Raw genomic sequence first — 17,279 nt, 5'->3', positions numbered from 1 at the left:
ATAGTATTCTACTATACGTTTACAAATTATCTTATATTAGTAAGAAAAACTTATTTTTTTATAAAACCTGTATTATATTTCGTTATAAAATTCACTTTTTATATAAAATTTGTATATAAAACCCACTTATACTTTTGATTATTTTACAAAAAAGCTAGAAGCATCCATTTTTTTGTGCTTCTAGCTTTTAATATTTGCATAATTAATTTTTAGTTTATCATAATAGTTTCAAACATCTTGTTGATACTAAACACTTCTCTCCATTAATCATATGAATTATTCTATCTGCTTTGTTTATGTAGTCTATATTATCTTTATTTACTATATATGATGTATGACACCTACAAAATCTATCATCTAAAGATTCTTGTATCTCTTTCATTTTTCCATAAAATTCTATTTCCCTATTTTTACAATGAATCACTATTTTATGCACTGCTTTAGATGTTTCAAAAAATAATATTTTATCATAGTTAATTCTAATTGTTTTATCTTTAAATTTAATCAAAAACGCTTTCTGTAGATGTGTAAATTTTGTTATATACTTATTATAAGCATTTTCTAAGCAATCCTTAATGCTCTTTTTAATAATTTCATAATCTCCTTTAATAATATAATCCATAGCTTCAATTTTATAAAAGAACGTTAAATACATTAATTCTGGATGTGCAGTTATAAATATTATAAATCCTCTTGGATCATATTTTCTTATTTCATTTGCAAGAATTATTCCATTAATATTACTATTTAAATTAATGTCTAAAATGTAAATACCACTTTCTTTATTATCTTTTATATAATCTATTAATTTGTTAGGATTATCTATTGCCATTTCTAATTTCATATCATAATCCTCTATTAAAATTATATTACTTACTATTTCTTTCAACTTATCTCTATGTTCCTTATTATCTTCGCAAATGTAAACTTTTATCATCGATCCCCCTATTTTTTCCAATAATCATGCATTTTAACATAAAGAACTCTTATTGTCAATTTATTACTAATTATGCAGAATTAATGTTTATAAATCTATTAGTAGTATATTTCTTTTTTTATTTATTAATATTTTGTTATAAACGCTAATAATATTATAATAAAAAAGTCACCAAAGTGAGCTTGCCGAGCTGTCGATTTTTTCGCATATGTACATTTTTGAAGCTTGTCTGAGAAAAATCTTACTCGCACAATTTATTCTATTTTTTACTCTATAGGGCTAACTTTAATAACTTATATGCTATTATGCTATAAATAAATTATCCACAGATTTTGAAAATATAATTTCATATAGAGTAAAAAAACTATTATCTCCCATATATCTATGAGAAATAATAGCTTTTTACTACCTGTAAGTTTCTGTGAGAGTTTTATTTTCAGTGGTTATTTTTTAACTACTTTTAGATTATTTACTATTCTAATTATTTATAGAACTCTTGTGTTGCATAGTAAGTGTTCCCTATTTTATAAACTCCAACCCCTATGCTACTAAAGTTTGATGAAAGTATGTTTGCTCTATGTCCTGGAGAGTTCATCCAGTTGTCCATAAATTGTGTTGCTAAAGTTGAATTACCATTTACACCTTGGATATAGGCAATGTTTTCTCCCCAAGCTCTGTATGATACTCCATCAGCCTTCATTTTTTCTGTTATTAATCTACCTTCTGGGTCTTTATGATCAAAGTATCCTCTGTCTCCCATATCTTTTGATTTAATTCTTGCATAACTTTCCATAGTTCCATTGTAGCTTAATGCTGGAAGTCCTGCTGCTGCTCTTTCTTGGTTTACTCTTTGGAAAATAGCTTGTTCAATTTCCGCTATATAGCTACTGTCAGAAGTACTTGGTTTTTCAGCAGGTGCTTGTCCACCACCTTGAGATGGAGTTTCTACTTGATTTTGTCCTTGAGTATTTTGTCCATCTGTATAGCAGTTTTCACCAGATTGATTATCTCCGCCTGACTTATCAGCTTGTACATTTGTTTCTTTGTTATTATTTAAAGATTCATTATTTGCATTAGTATTTGATTCAGTTGAAGCCTTATTTTCTGAAGCTACAGCATTATTAGCTGTTTCTGTTGGTTTTTTAGCTTCTTCATTTTTTGTTTCTTTCTTTTCAGATGAAGCTTCACTGTTAGATTGAATCTTTACACCATCATTATTAGTTACATTAGTTTTGGAAGGCATAAAGAAACTTCCTACCCCTAAAGCAATTGATAATCCTGTTGATGCTAATAACATTATTAATTTTGATTTTATCATTTGTAAATTCCCCCTTCAGATTTGTAATTCATCTGTCGAAACTATACTAACATATGACCTATAGCTTCTAAATATGAGTTAGTTTCTATTTATTGAATAATGTTCTATCAATAGTAATTGTCTTATTGTAATTGATTTTTTTCCCATAAAACATTTTCATAAAATTCAATTTATTTTTTTATATAATTTTTATTAAATAGATATTATTTAAACTATTGATATCACAAGGATTACAATATGTGTATTTTTATAATAAAATGTATCCTATTCATTAACATCGCTATAATTTTCATATTTTTCCCTAGATATAATTACCAGAATATTTTTATTGCTTTTATGATTTATAATGTATTTAAAAAAATAAAAGATGACTAATCATCATAATTAGTCATCTTTTATTGAAATAAATTCTATAATTATAGGAGTTAAATTTGTTTGTATATAGTTTATATTATTAAAAGTGTGGAGCTATTAATAATATATTTATTCCGTTAATTGATATTGATTATCAATCTATTATTATAATATAATCTTTTTATATTATTGTCAATAGTAAAAAAGTAATTATTTGAAATTTATTATCAATTACCTATTATTTCTATAAATCCAGTGTTTTTATTAACATTAGGAACAATATCTATAGTACTTTTTCTACAACAATATTCTAAATCCTTTTCTAGATTCAACTCTTTTAATACATTGTAGTGTCTTGCATCCTTTATATAATCTAATATATTAGTATTGCTTTCATATATATACTTAGCAGTTTTAGATATATCTGATAAGTTATAAGTATTTTTTTTACATAGTAAACTTATTATATATCCTGAACATATAAAGTCATCCATTGAAAACTCTCCATTTGTACCTGAATTTATAAGAACTATATCTGTGTCTTCTTTACTTAACGAGTTAGCAACAGCCTCTGCATTTATCATTGCACCTATAAGTATCTTTTTTGCTTTCAAACTTAAATTAATTGCTCTTGTTCCATTAGTGGTACTTAATATTATATTTTTTCCTTTTACATTTTCTTCAGTATACTCTAATGGTGAATTTGTGAAATCAAAGCCATCTATTTTTACAGCTTTTCTTTCTCCCCCCAGCAAAGGATCTATTCCTTTTTCTAAAAACTCTTTTTGCTTTTCAAAGGCCTCTTCTACAGTTAACATTGGAATAACTCTTTTCGCTTTATTTGCTAATGCTGTTATAATAACAGAAGTTGCTCTTAGCATATCAATTACTACAACTATCTTATTATTTAAATACTCCTCTTTAATATGGTCTGCAGATATAATAACATCTATATTCATAAGTACTTCCCCCTAACTTTTATAACTCACCCTATATATTGTTTATATTTTCTCTACTTAAAATTCTTACCTTGCCATATATCATTATCTTCTAATGCTTTATCTATAGCATTTAAAACTTCCCACTTTTTTAAACTCCACATAGGTCCTATTAATAACTCTCTTGGAGCATCACCTGTTAATCTATGCACTACCATATCTTCAGGTATCATAGCAACTCCTTTGCATACTAGGTCTATATACTCTTCTTGAGTTAATAACTTTAATTCTCCACTTTCGTATTGTTCAACCATTTTTGTTCCTTCCATTAGGTGAAGTAAGTGGAACTTTATTCCCGTTGCCCCTGAGTGCGCTATATAATCAACAGTTTTTAACATATCTTCTTCTGTTTCACCTGGTAGTCCAAATATAGTGTGAGCTACTACTTCAATGTTTCTTTCCAATAGTCTTTTTAATGTATTATCAAAAACTTCAAAATCATATCCTCTATTAAAATCTCTCGCCGTTTCATCATTTATTGTTTGAAGTCCAAGCTCAACTATTAAATATGTTTCTTTATTTAATTCTGTTAAGAAGTCTAAAACATCATCATCAATACAATCTGGCCTTGTTGCTATTGATATAGCTACTACATTTTTTTGCTCTAAAGCTTCCCTATACTTTCTCCTAAGTTCTTCTACTGGAGCATAGGTATTAGTGTAGGCTTGGAAATATGCAATTAGCTTTCCATCTTTCCATTTTTTCTCCATCATATCTTTTCTATCTTCAAATTGCTTTGTTATAGATAATGTTCTACTACCCGCAAAATCCCCTGATCCTCTTGCACTACAAAATGTGCATCCTCCTTTTGCGACCTTTCCGTCTCTATTTGGACATGTAAACCCTCCATCTAAAGATATTTTATATACTTTTTCATTAAATTTATTTCTAAGATAATAGTTTAAACTATGATATCTTTTTCCATTCCATTCTTTCATGCTTCCTCCTAAAAAAATAAAAGTACCACTTTATTTAAGTTGTACTTTTATTCTACTACAATATTTTTATATGTTAAGTCTTTTAAATATTTTTTTTAACTTCCTCTGCTTCCATATTTACCTTATATTCGCCTGTAACATCACTGTTTATATCATTTCTGCCCTCTTTGCCACTAACTTTAACTGTAATAGTATTTTTATCGAAGCTCTTTAATTCTACATTATACTTGTCTTCTGGAAACATTTCATTAAATTTTATTTTAACAAGATCTCCTTGAGCGCTATTATATATATTTATTCTATTTAATTTATTAGAATTTAAATATTCTACTATTAAATATCCTTCTTCTTTTGAAAAAACTAAATTTTTTACTATTGCATTATCTAATATATCTAAAGGAACAACCTTCTTTACTATAGGTTTATCTAATACTTCTTCTATTGATTTACTTACATCTGCTCCTCCTCCAGCCTTACTACTTCCTTGATCTGCTTGAGTTGGTTGAGCTGCTTGAGTTGCTTTACTTTCTTCTATATATGCAATTGATAAAAAGGTTTTGTTATTTCCTATTGTCGATAATGCTACCTTTTGCCCTTTATATCCCACTGATATAGGTCCAAAAGCTTCTACTGGTGCTTTTTCTTTATATAACATTATTTTATTTTCTTTTATATACACATCTTTAGGCAAGTTATTTAAATTTAATATTAAATCACTCTTTCCTCCTTCTTCACCTATAATCCTTAAGGAGTTATTTCTAACAAAAACTTGTTTTTTATTCATTGATTTAATTTCATCAATTTTATATTCATTACCCACTTTAACTACTTTTATAGCATAATTATCTAAATCACACTTTGCCTCTGTTGGTGAATTTCTAACAACATTAAATGTAGCATATGCTGATCCTGTTGATTCTATTAAGTTATCTGGTTCATAAGATACAATTCTTGATGTTCCAGTAGTTATTTCCTTATTTCTGCTTAATAAACTATCTGTACATAAGCTATTTGCCATATCCATATTATTTTCCTTAACAAAATTCAAATAGGTTTCTGCAACATCAACTGCAGTTTTAGGGCTAAATAAATCTATCTTAGCTTCTCTATTATTTTCTTTTTTTGTACATGCAGATAATAAATAAAAACTCATAATTATTAATAAAAAGCATATTGTTAACTTTCTTCTCCTCACTTTTATTACCTCCTAATATATATTCCTTAAGCTTATTTTCCCTAAGAATATATACCTTATTCATTTTTAAAGAATAAAAGTAATTTAACATATATATATTTGTTAATAGAGAGAATATAGGGGGATATAAAAATGAAACGTGAACTTTCTAAAATTTTTCAGATAGCAGTTGTTTTTATTGGAACAATTGTTGGTGCTGGACTAGCTTCTGGACAAGAAATTAAAGAGTTTTTTACATCTTACGGAATATCAAGTTTTATAGGAGTTATAGCCTGTGGTATATTTTATATAATTATGGGTTCTATAGTTTCAAAAATTAGTATTAAGTATAAACTAAACTCTTATGGTGATGTAATAAAAGTAGTTAGTCCAAATATTCTTGGTAAAATCACAGGTATAATCACAACATTATATCTTATATCCAGTGCATCAATAATCTTAGCAGGTAGTGGTGCTTTAATAAATCAATTTTTCGGCATTCCTAAAATAATCGGTTCTATTATAATGATAGTTTTAGCTGTGTTCTTCCTTTTAAAAGATACTGATGGTTTAATTGAGGTAAACTCATTTATAGTCCCAACTCTAGTAATAACTATTACTACAATAACCATACTGTACTTTATGTTTTGTAAAGATATGATGTCATTAGAATTTTTAACTAAATTTGAACCAAAAAAAACAGGCATAGCATTATCAACAACATTGTATGCAGGATATAACACTCTTTGCTGCTTAGGTGTATTAGTTCCTTTAAGTAACCAAGTTGGAAAACCTAAAACTATGTTTTATGGTGTTGCATTAGGCGCAATAGGATTGGCTCTATTGAGTTTTGCAATAAACTTCTTGCTAATGATAAATCAACCTTATATACATCAATACGAAATACCTTTATTATTTGTAGCACAACGTTTTGGAAATATAATACAGGCATTATTGTTAATTGTGATTTGGCTAGAGATGTTTTCAACTGAAGTCTCTGATGTTTATTCTATAAGTAAGACTCTCGACAATAGCTTTCATATAGAATTTAAAAAAGCAATTTTTATAGTTCTTATTATAGCTCTGCCTATATCCAGAATAGGATTTTCAAAACTTATTGGATCACTATATCCTCTTTTTGGATTGCTTAGCCTAGTTTTCATAGGTCAAACAATTTACTTTTATTTTAAACATAAAGAAGAATTAAATTAATTCTTCTTATAAAAATACCCCTATTGAAATATTACAATAGGGGTATTTTCATATATAAATTAAGAATTTACATCATTTACAAAATTTTCTCCAACAGCTTTAACCTTTTGAAGAGTTTCTATCATATCTTGAATATTTCTAGTAAATTCTTCTATATCCTGATTAACCTGTTGTGATGATGCAGCATTTTCTGCTGCAATAGCTGCTAATGAATCTATTGTTTTAAACATTTCTTCCACAGATTGAACTTCATTATTTAATTGAGCTATTGATTTATTAGTTTCATTTGATACAACTTCAATTAAGTCATTTGCTTCTGAACTTATATTTCTTACATTTTCTAAATTAGTTGTTTCTAGCTCTAATATAGTGTATTGACTTTCTATACTTTTAACTAATGAATTTATTTCTCCTGCAAAGAATGATAAATTACTATTAATATCCTTAACTGCTTGCTGAGATTGCTCAGCTAGCTTTCTAACTTCTTCTGCAACAACTGCAAATCCTCTTCCTTGTTCTCCAGCTCTTGCAGCTTCTATAGATGCATTTAGTGCCAAAAGATTAGTTTGTTCAGAAATCCCTGAAACTAATGATACTATATTAGTAATATCCTGAGCTTTATTTTGAAGATTTTTACCTTTTTCTTTTACATCCATAAATGATTTTAATGATTCTTTTATTGCTTCACTTGATTTATCTACATTGGTATGACTCTGATTAATTTTTTCTACTGATTTATCAAGTTCATTTTTATTTCTATCTTCAGACTTTACAAGTTCTTTTAATGCTAATATATTTTCATTTATTTGTTTTACAAGAACTTCTGTGCTTATTTCTTGTTGTGTTGCAAGCTGAGAAACTTGTTCCGAGTAGCTAGCTATTTCTTCTGTTGTTTCTCTCATTTTTTCTGTTGTATTATACATAGCCTGAGTAAACACTGCTAATTCATTTATTGCAAGGTTAGCAGATGTTGAGTCTTTACCTATATTATCCTTAAGCTTTGATATCCCTAAGTATATTTTCTCAAGTTTATCATTAGTAGAAATATTTTTATCTATCGCTTCAAAATTATTATTCTCTATATTTTCTACTATGTCATTTAAAGGCTTAATTGTCATATAAGTTATAAAAGCTGATATAACCCCAGAGACTCCCCCAATTATCAATCCCTTAGTTAATCCTGCAAGCGGTATCCCTACTAAAGTCATAATTAGAAATATAGGTATTGAAATCTTTAATTCTAAGCTTCTCAAACCTACAACAGATAAACTTCTGCTTAACATATACTTCTTACTATAATGGATAGTATTTTCAAATTTTATATGTACCTTTAATTCTCCCTTTTTTCTTTCTACCTCTTTTATTTCTATTTTTTCACCAAAATACTTAGCACTTCCCTTTAATAGTCCTAAAAAATAATCAAATAACTCTCTTTCAGATCTATAAGTAAAATGAATACTATCTTCTGAAACTGGCTCTAAAACCATTTTAGGAGGCTTTGCACCTTTTATTTTTTTCATTATTATTGAGTGTATAAAGTTAAGAGAATTTAAAAACTTAAATAAGTTTACTCTTTTGAAGAATACTGGATAGTCCTCTGCAAATTTATTTAAATTATTCTCTCCAATTACTTGCCACAAATCATTAACTGAAGTGTTTACATTATTTGCTATTATTTGTATCAGCTTAAATATATGATTATCATCTACATCTTCAAGAGGTGTAAAGACTATGTCTTCTGACCAATTTACTGATTTTAAGCTTTTGTTTATAACTTCATTTCCGTACAAATCTCTACAAGTTCTTATCCATGTAGATACAACTGTACCCTTCATATTTTATTCCCCCTATTTTGAATTTTAATATTTATACTAAAAAATATAACTTATATAGATAGCCACATATATTATATATCTATTAACATAGAAAATATAGATGGATTGGAAAATTTCCAATCCATCTGTATTATAGTATATCATCTATATAATTAAATTTCGGAACTGTAGAATCATAGTAATTGTCAAAGGATCTAGGTGGTATAAATATTCTTTGTACAGTTTCAGCACTACCTCTTAGTTCTGCTATTCTTGTTACTCCTACATAAACATCTGATATCTTATACCAAGTTGCATAATCAACTATACCTGTTTGAGGTAAATTGAAAACTCCCTGAAATACTTTAACAGCTTCTGCAGTGCTAGTTCCATACACACCATCTTGTGCTACTTTTGGAATTAATGGATAGTTCTGAGCTATTCTATTTAAATATTCTTGTATACTTCTAACTTCTGGCCCTGCTGATCCTATTATTAGATCATATCCAGGATATGATTTAGGAATTCCTTTAACTTGCTCTGCTGTTACTAGCTCTAAATCACTACCATAAAAGCTTCTTAATATTTCGAATGGAGCCTTTCCTTGATCTCCTAAATACTTACTTCCCCACTGAGTCATCCACCCTGGGCATTGCACATTTTTTCCATCACAATATTGAGCTAATAAAGGCTGCTTTCTTCCAATTCTTCTTATATAAGTGGCAAAAATATCATCTACTACTGCACTTATACTTTCAAATATATTTCTTCCATAAGTAAATGCATGATCATAAGCTGTTGAGTTAGTTATGTCAAAGTTTTTGCCTTTTCCTCTATACCATTCTGTATATATCCTATTTAAGGTAAATGAAATTATGGCATATATATTCGCTCTAATTGTATTTTCTGACCAAGTTGAATAAATTTCACAAGATGCAACATTCTTTATATAATCCTTATATGAAACTCTATAATTTGGTGCTGATGTATTGTTAGGTCCTCCTGCATGTACAATTATGAATTCAGGAACTACCGGCTTTGGTAAAACTACTCCACTTGTTGGTGGTGGTAGTGGCTTATCTTCTTCTTCAGGAATTTTCTCTGGGTAATTGCCATTTAATGTATTAGGCCCAACATTTATTATTTCATTTACATTTCCACCTTGTTGATTTTGTGGTGTATTAGCTGTATTTGGTGGTATATTTATATTTTCCATTCTAGTTAATATTCCTGAAGATTCTATAAGATTGCACTGTTGTATTGCTAGTTCATCTGGGAAAACCTGACACCTATTTATTAAAATACTTTGAAACCCATCTCTCTCAACTCTTATATCATACATACTATAAGGAACTTGTCCCGTTGGCTGTTGAGAATATTCTAGTGGTGGCGCTTCTAAATCAATAATTTGAGACTCCCCCATAGAATTTGTAGATAATGATATTACTTGCGCACTTGGGCCACCTGTTGACGGTCTTACAGTTATTTTTGTATTATCAACAGGTATATAAGTTTCATTAACAAAACATTGAACCTTTAATCTGCCTTGAGCCATATAATACTCCTTTAATATTTCTCCTTTAATTAATATATGTCTTTAATATGAATTTTGTTCTTTCATATATCTTTTGGCTTACTTATAAATAAGTTTCCAACTCTATATTTTTCAACTTCACTTCTATCATTTCTCATTCCAATAAATCCTATATTACTTATAATGCTTTCTATTGCGTTATTTAAACATACTTCTCCATACCCCCAACTAGGATCTGGGTAGGTTATATCTGTTCTAGGTCTTTTAGCTGAAACAACTAAATAATATTTTAACCTCTCAGCATATAAATAGGGATCATTTCTTTTAACTATTCCCCACTCCATCATTAACCCAGCAATTCCTGACACATGTGGTGTAGCCATAGATGTACCACTTTTAGTATCGAAAGACCTATTAGGGGTTGTTGAAGATATATTTTCTCCTGGTGCAACCAAATCTGGTCTTATTCTTTGAAATACAACTGGCCTTCCTCTTCCACTAAAGGATGATATATTATTTGTAACATAATTATAGCTTCCTACTGCAATTACATTATAAACTGTTGCAGGTATACCCAATGTATTTAAAACTGTAGGCTGAAGAAACTTAGTATTTGTATTTAATCCTTCTGAGATAGGTAACCACATATCAAATATACCTTTATATTCATTTAATAAAGATAACCTAATTTCCCATTGTCCAGATGATATATACTGAGCATTTGTAATTAATGCAATTGATATTTCTCCTATTATATCAAAAGGCTTAGGCCCTGTATAAAAAATTTGATATCTATCTCTTCCTATTATTCCTTCAGTGTAGCCTTCTCTTATTACTATTTCACCACTGGTAAATGCACTAGGCGTAGTAATTCTTATAGATATATTAGACAACACTGGTTTATATAGATTTAATATTACTATAGCCTCATCTTCAGCTACATTTATAGCGATTCTTTTTTCTCCTTCTAAGTCTCCACCAACATGATGTGCCGCATCCCCCTCATTTCCAGCTGCAATAACAATAGATATTCTCTCTAGTGTGGAAACGGTTGATATATATTGCTCTAAAAGACTTGTTCCATTATGTGCCCCATCATTTGTACTTAAGCTTATATTTACTACCAATGGTTTTTTAAGTTCTTTACCTCTGTCAACTAAAAATTTAAGCCCTCTCATTATATTAGTACTAAGAGCAAATTGACCTCTAGTGCATTTAACCATAGCAATAGAACTTTTAGGTGCAACACCATAGAAAGACGGGTTTATATTTCCTCCTGCACAAGCAATTCCTGCCACATGTGTTCCATGCTCAGTACTATCATAAGAAGGAACTACTGAAAAAGGATCTGGATTCTGGAGTGCAGTATTTATAGTTTCTCTGTTATAAATTTTACCATTGTCACTTAAATCGTATATATAATCTATTCTTGTTGTTCCGTCTTGATTTCTAAAACCTGGATGAGTATAGTCTATTCCTGAATCTATAAATCCTATTAACACACCTTCACCTAGAAGGTTAAAATTTTCTCTAGCTGTAGTTACACAAGCTGCCCTATTACTTTGAGAATCTGTTGTATATAGGCTTTTGGGTAACTCTATATATCGTATTGAATCACTACTTGCTAATTTTCCTAAATTACCTATGGGTATAGTAACTATTCCAAATCCAAAACCTAAATCTTCATATTTCCCACCTAAACTTTCTACGATTTTTGTAACATTTTCAGGAGTATCTCCAGATATTATAGTAACTTCTATTAAGTTAGTCTCTGTAAATTTAGTTCCATAGTTTATTCCTAATTTGCTTAATATATTCTTTGGTACATTTTGTATAAGTCCTAACCCGGCATCTACTTTATTTGGATTTATGTTTTCTATAGTTATCACCTCATGTACTTTGTTTATATTTAATATATGTACCTTTTAAAAAAAGTGAGAACCTAATTTTAAATTTGTTTTGTATATAAAAAAAGTTATTTTAAAATGAATACATTTTAAAATAACTTTTATCTTTTATAATGATATCTCTAACTTTTCTAATTTAGCCAGTACAGTTACTTCCTTAAGCTCCATAGTTTCTGTTAATAAACTTCCTCCATTGCTTACTAATAGGATTTTTGAATTTCCTAGACTCTTTATTTGTCTTATAGCTCTTTTACCTTTGTACTCAACTAAAAATATTCCATTATTACTTATTTCTTTAACTAAATAAGCAAATGCTAAATCACCTTTTAAAATTCTAAACCCAGACATTTCATCATCTTGAATTTCTAAGTATAAAACCTTATCTTGAGGATGACCTTCTATTTTATTAGAATGTATAGGCAATTCCTTAAATCCTTTTTTATTTTGAAGTGAATAATCGAAAATAAGAACATTCTTTAATACTGATGAAAAAGCATTAGTCCAAACCTCATCATTTTCAATTTTGTTCTTAGGTTTTTTAGATAATGATTCTTTTATAGCTTTTCTCTCTTCTAATAAAGCCTCATCTGTAACAACCATACTTACATCATTAAAATCAGTATTTAATACTTTTGCTGCCTTATCTATAAAAGACTCTTGAGCTACCTTTCTCCCTAATTCAACTTCATTTATAAACTTCTCTGCTACACCTAGCTTTTTTGCTAGTATCTTTTGACTCATACCACTTTTAAGTCTTGCCTCTTTTATCTTTTCCCCAACTCTACTCATTTTGAGATCTTCCCTTCTGATGTTTTAAATACCATTCCCTTTCTTCAACTAAGTGTTCAACTAAATAATTAAATTTCCACTCCATTGAAGTTGGTGTTACTGTAGCTAATATTCCGCCTTTAAATTTTTGTCTAATACTTTTTATGGTTTTGTTAAGTTCATCATCTGAAAAATTATTGAAAAGAATAACAGATTCCATTCTTATATTTTGATTAAATGTTTCAAACTTTAATCCATTTAATATATCCCTAATAGTCATTTCTACCATGTCATGTGAAATAACTATTAATTTAAATCCTTCTTCCTTTAATATATTTAACTCTTTTTCTGGAATATTATAAGCTAAAATACACTTATTATTATCAAGCATATAACTATAACCCCTCCTAATAACCCTTTATTAATCTTCTATTATTTCTGGTGCATCATAAGTTTCACCAAAAGTATCTACTGTTACCTTTAGCATTTTTTGATCTTCGTATGGTCTATCACTATAATCTCTTTTTGAGCTTACTATCTTATCTGCAACTTCCATTCCCTCTATAACTTTTCCAAAAGAAGCATATTGTCCATCTAAGTGTGGTGAATCTTGAACCATTATAAAGATTTGACTTCCAGCTGAATCAGGTATCATAGTTCTGGCCATTGAAAGTACTCCTCTTGAATGCTTTAAATCATTCTTAAAGCCATTTCTACTAAACTCTCCCTTAATGCTATATCCAGGGCCTCCTATTCCAGTACCTTCTGGGCAGCCTCCTTGTATCATAAAACCTGGTATTACTCTATGAAATATAATTCCATCATAAAAACCTCTGTTAATTAAATCTATAAAATTTCTTACTGTATTTGGTGCTATTTCTGGATATAATTCCGCTTTTATAACTCCTCCATTTTCCATGTTTATAGTTACTATTGGATTTTTCATAATAAATCTCCCTTCAAAATTTAATTTTTTATTAGTATTATCATATTTTGATTTATGAATTCAAAATCCTATTATAATACTAAATTATTTCTTATGATAATTATATATTATTTAATAGAAAAAGCATAGATTTCTCTATGCTTTATTGAAAAGTAGTTCCTAGTACCACTCTATAATAATCCGTATTATTTGATAAATTTTTAACATCTATTTGTTTAAAAATAAGTTCTCTTCCAAACTTATTTATTAAGTCTCCAAGTAACAAGTTTAAAAAAGTTGTTGGAATTCTATTAAATCCCTCAAAATTAAGAGATACACCTAAGTTTATATTATTCCTAATCATTTCTCTTAATAAAATAGCATCTTCTATAGTCATATTTGCTCCAAATACCTCTTTTATTTTAATTTCCATAAATATACCTCCGTTTCACTTTTTGAATTTTCTGAAAATTTACCCTTTACTATAATATATCAACTTACCTATTTTTTGTCAACAATTTAACAAATATTTTTATAAAAAATTAAGCTTAGAAGATCTTTAATCCTCTAAGCTCAATTTAATTATATACCTAATAATTCTTTACTTAACTCTATAACTTCTATTTTGTTAGATGAATTAATAATTTCTATAGATCCCTTTTTATTGGACCCTGTTAATAAACCTTTATCATTTAGTCTTCGTCTTAATTCTTTTACTGTTCCTAAACTTCCATCTATTATAGTAATATCACTACCTATAACTTTAATTAAGCTTTCTTTTATAAATGGATAATGTGTGCACCCTAAAACAATAGAAGCTATCTTTCCCTTATTGTATGTATTTATCTTATTAAATAGGTACTCTTCAACCTCTTCTCCTTCAAGTTTACCTTCTTCAATAAATTCCATGAGTCCAGGACATGGAACAGGAACTATAGATGATCTATCACTGTATTTATTCATTAATCTATTAAATTTCTCTTCTTTTAACGTCATTGCAGTTGCCATAATTAATATATTTCCTTCATTATTTAACTCAACTGCTGGCTTTAAAGCAGGCTCTATCCCCACCAAAGGTAAATCTGGATATACTTTCCTTAAGTCGGCTACAGCTGCACTAGTTGCTGTGTTGCAAGCAATTGCTATTCCCTTTACCCCTTTGCTTAATAGAAATTCTACTGCCTTAAAAGTTAAATCTCTAACTTCATCTACACTTTTCATACCATAAGGTACATTTTTAGAATCTCCAAAATATATATAGTTTTCATTAGGCATTATTTTTATTGCCTCTTTCATTACACTTAATCCGCCTAATCCTGAATCAAAAAAACCTATTGGCCTATTTTTGTTGTCCAACTCTCTCACTCCATTTTCTTTAATTCTATAATTTATTTTATACCTTTCTTTAGTATAAGTCCATAAATTTATAATGTTACTTGTATGGCGCCAATATTAACAAATTATTCTTATAAATCTATTTTTTAGCTTTATGTTATATTATAATAAAATATACAAATTATGTAATAGGGGTGGTATTTTGAAAAAAAATTTATTAATTTACAGGCTTTTTACTTACTTTTTTATATTCTTATCGATACTTACAATTTACTTTACATTTAATATGGGGCCTCATTTAGGTGGACGAATATATCAAATAGGAATAATATTATTTATTATATTTGTACTCATATCCTCTAAACTTTTTGACAAGTTAAAAAAGATGCAAGAAATAAACTATTTAATTTCTTCTTGGCCAGATGCTTATGATGCTAAATTTGATTTTAAAAAAATACATAAATTCTATGAGGAATACGGCCCAGAATCATTAAATGAGTCTAACTTTCATAATATAGATGATCAAACAGCTCATGATTTAAATATAGATGAATTAATAAAAAATATAAGTATCTGCTCATCTACTCCTGGTGAGCAAATGTTATATTACATCTTAAGAACTCCTAAAACAAATATAGAAGAATTAGAGAAAAGAAATAAAATAATCGAAAAACTTAAAAACGACAAAAATTTAAGGGGTAATATTCAGCAAATATACTCTAACTTAGGAAGACAAAAAAAAGGTGAAATTTTCAACCTATTTAATACTGATGCAATTGTTAATAGATTAAAAATATTATTGTACAATTTTATAGCCTTATCTGCTGTTGCAGTATTAATTTGGTTTTTAATTGATGGCTCTGATAAGATTGCAATGTTTTTTGGTATATTTGTTATGTACATGTTAATTTCAATGAAGACAGCTTCTGAAATAGAATACGAGCTTACCTCTCTTCAGTACTTAGGAAATTTTATTAGGACTGCTAAAGAACTATATAAAATAGAAGATCCTGCATTAAATGAAGATATAAATATAATAAAGGAAAAATTAGCTCCTTTTTCAAAAATAGATAGAAAAACATTATTTATATATACCCAAGGGGAACTAGATATATTTCTTGAAACTATAAATGCATTATTTTTAACTAAAATAAGATCTTATTACTCTATAATCAATATAATAAAAGAAAATAGACAATCTTTAATAGAAATTTATGCACTTGTTGGAAAAATAGAAGCTTATATTTCTATAGCTTCATATAGAAGTAGAGTTAAAAATTATTGTTTACCTACATTTGTAAATAATGAAGATAAATTTTTTGAAGTAAAAAATGCACTTCACCCTTTATTAGAGAAAGGAGTGCCTAATAGTATATATCTAAATAAAAAAGGGGTAATTTTAACTGGCTCTAATATGTCAGGTAAATCTACATTTATGAGAACTTTAGCTTTAAATATACTACTATCTCAATCTATTTATACATGCTTATGTGATGAATATAAAGCATCTTTCTTTAGAGTAATTTCTTCTCTTAGTATTTCTGATGATGTTTTATCAGGGACTAGCTACTATTTAGAAGAATGTAATGCAGTGCTTAGAATTCTAAATTCATTAGAAGATGAAATCCCTGCATTTTGTATAATTGATGAAATTTTTAAAGGAACAAATCCAATTGAAAGAATTGCAACATCTAAGCAAATATTAAAATATATTATGAATAGAAATGCACTTTCAATTGTTGCAACCCATGATTTAGAATTAGCTGAAACTTGCGATGATAAGTATTTAAGGTATTACTTCTGTGAGAATGTTGATAAAAAAGAAGGCTTGGTTTTTGATTTTAAACTAAAAGAAGGTATTTGTAATACAGGCAATGCTATAAAATTATTAGAATTTTTAGGATATCCAGATGAAATAATAAAAAGTTCAATTAAAAATATTTCTTTAAATAAAATATAAATGAAATAGAGAGAGTTTTATGTTTAAAACTCTCTCTATTTCTCTTTCTATTTTTAGTGAAATATTTTTGCTCACTTTATAAAATTAATTATTGACATCATACGG

15 protein-coding genes are annotated in these 17,279 nt (G+C 28.0%); 2 read left to right on the top strand and 13 right to left on the bottom strand.

The window, feature by feature from the left end; genetic code table 11:
- Positions 1 to 217 precede the first annotated feature (217 nt).
- The 5 genes from ACZJV1_RS00485 to ACZJV1_RS00465 form a co-directional block, all read right to left on the bottom strand.
- Positions 218 to 937 (bottom strand): LytR/AlgR family response regulator transcription factor, encoded by a 720-nt coding sequence (locus ACZJV1_RS00485; RefSeq protein WP_463651094.1) that lies wholly within the window; start codon positions 935 to 937, stop codon positions 218 to 220.
- A 481-nt stretch (positions 938 to 1,418) separates the two neighbouring features.
- On the bottom strand, positions 1,419 to 2,255 hold the full coding sequence (locus ACZJV1_RS00480) for a CAP domain-containing protein (RefSeq protein ID WP_463651093.1): 837 nt from the start codon (positions 2,253 to 2,255) through the stop codon (positions 1,419 to 1,421).
- Positions 2,256 to 2,836: 581 nt separating this feature from the next.
- Positions 2,837 to 3,568 (bottom strand): 2-phosphosulfolactate phosphatase family protein, encoded by a 732-nt coding sequence (locus ACZJV1_RS00475; protein WP_463651092.1) that lies wholly within the window; start codon positions 3,566 to 3,568, stop codon positions 2,837 to 2,839.
- Between the two features lie 53 nt (positions 3,569 to 3,621).
- On the bottom strand, positions 3,622 to 4,545 hold the full coding sequence (gene mnmL / locus ACZJV1_RS00470) for a tRNA modification radical SAM protein MnmL/YtqA (protein WP_460288538.1): 924 nt from the start codon (positions 4,543 to 4,545) through the stop codon (positions 3,622 to 3,624).
- A gap of 82 nt (positions 4,546 to 4,627) precedes the next feature.
- Positions 4,628 to 5,740, bottom strand: coding sequence for a hypothetical protein (locus ACZJV1_RS00465; RefSeq protein ID WP_463651091.1), 1,113 nt, complete (start codon positions 5,738 to 5,740; stop codon positions 4,628 to 4,630).
- A gap of 132 nt (positions 5,741 to 5,872) precedes the next feature.
- On the opposite strand from ACZJV1_RS00465, the gene ACZJV1_RS00460 reads away from it, so the two are divergent.
- Positions 5,873 to 6,931, top strand: coding sequence for a YkvI family membrane protein (locus tag ACZJV1_RS00460; RefSeq protein ID WP_463651090.1), 1,059 nt, complete (start codon positions 5,873 to 5,875; stop codon positions 6,929 to 6,931).
- A gap of 59 nt (positions 6,932 to 6,990) precedes the next feature.
- On the opposite strand, the gene ACZJV1_RS00455 is transcribed toward ACZJV1_RS00460, so the two are convergent.
- The 8 genes from ACZJV1_RS00455 to murI all read right to left on the bottom strand — a co-directional run bounded on the left by ACZJV1_RS00455 (position 6,991) and on the right by murI (position 15,235).
- A complete protein-coding gene (locus ACZJV1_RS00455; RefSeq protein ID WP_463651089.1) occupies positions 6,991 to 8,766 on the bottom strand; it encodes a heme NO-binding domain-containing protein in 1,776 nt (591 codons plus the stop codon).
- A gap of 130 nt (positions 8,767 to 8,896) precedes the next feature.
- The gene (locus tag ACZJV1_RS00450) at positions 8,897 to 10,300 is read right to left on the bottom strand and encodes a peptidoglycan-binding domain-containing protein (protein ID WP_463651088.1); all 1,404 of its coding nucleotides are present in this window, start codon (positions 10,298 to 10,300) and stop codon (positions 8,897 to 8,899) included.
- 62 nt (positions 10,301 to 10,362) lie between these two features.
- Positions 10,363 to 12,168 carry a S8 family peptidase gene (locus ACZJV1_RS00445; RefSeq protein ID WP_463651087.1) on the bottom strand — a complete coding sequence of 602 codons (1,806 nt, stop codon included), beginning with the start codon at positions 12,166 to 12,168 and terminating at the stop codon, positions 10,363 to 10,365.
- 126 nt (positions 12,169 to 12,294) lie between these two features.
- Entirely contained in the window at positions 12,295 to 12,975 is a 681-nt protein-coding gene (locus ACZJV1_RS00440) for a helix-turn-helix domain-containing protein (RefSeq protein ID WP_463651086.1), read from the bottom strand.
- Positions 12,968 to 13,345 carry a DUF3783 domain-containing protein gene (locus tag ACZJV1_RS00435; RefSeq protein WP_411169402.1) on the bottom strand — a complete coding sequence of 126 codons (378 nt, stop codon included), beginning with the start codon at positions 13,343 to 13,345 and terminating at the stop codon, positions 12,968 to 12,970. The genes ACZJV1_RS00440 and ACZJV1_RS00435 overlap by 8 nt, the downstream gene beginning before the upstream one ends.
- A 30-nt stretch (positions 13,346 to 13,375) precedes the next feature.
- Positions 13,376 to 13,900 carry a peptidylprolyl isomerase gene (locus ACZJV1_RS00430; protein WP_411169401.1) on the bottom strand — a complete coding sequence of 175 codons (525 nt, stop codon included), beginning with the start codon at positions 13,898 to 13,900 and terminating at the stop codon, positions 13,376 to 13,378.
- A gap of 142 nt (positions 13,901 to 14,042) precedes the next feature.
- Positions 14,043 to 14,312 carry an STAS-like domain-containing protein gene (locus tag ACZJV1_RS00425; RefSeq protein ID WP_463651085.1) on the bottom strand — a complete coding sequence of 90 codons (270 nt, stop codon included), beginning with the start codon at positions 14,310 to 14,312 and terminating at the stop codon, positions 14,043 to 14,045.
- Positions 14,313 to 14,461: 149 nt separating this feature from the next.
- Positions 14,462 to 15,235, bottom strand: a complete 774-nt coding sequence (gene murI, locus ACZJV1_RS00420) for a glutamate racemase (protein ID WP_411169399.1) — start codon at positions 15,233 to 15,235, stop codon at positions 14,462 to 14,464.
- 181 nt (positions 15,236 to 15,416) lie between these two features.
- Here murI and ACZJV1_RS00415 point away from each other — a divergent pair, with 181 nt between their 5' ends.
- Positions 15,417 to 17,174, top strand: a complete 1,758-nt coding sequence (locus ACZJV1_RS00415) for a MutS-related protein (protein WP_463651084.1) — start codon at positions 15,417 to 15,419, stop codon at positions 17,172 to 17,174.
- Positions 17,175 to 17,279: the final 105 nt, after the last annotated feature.

The sequence above is a fragment of the Clostridium sp. LS3 genome (assembly GCF_055330225.1).
This window is presented reverse-complemented; position numbering and strand designations above follow the sequence as displayed.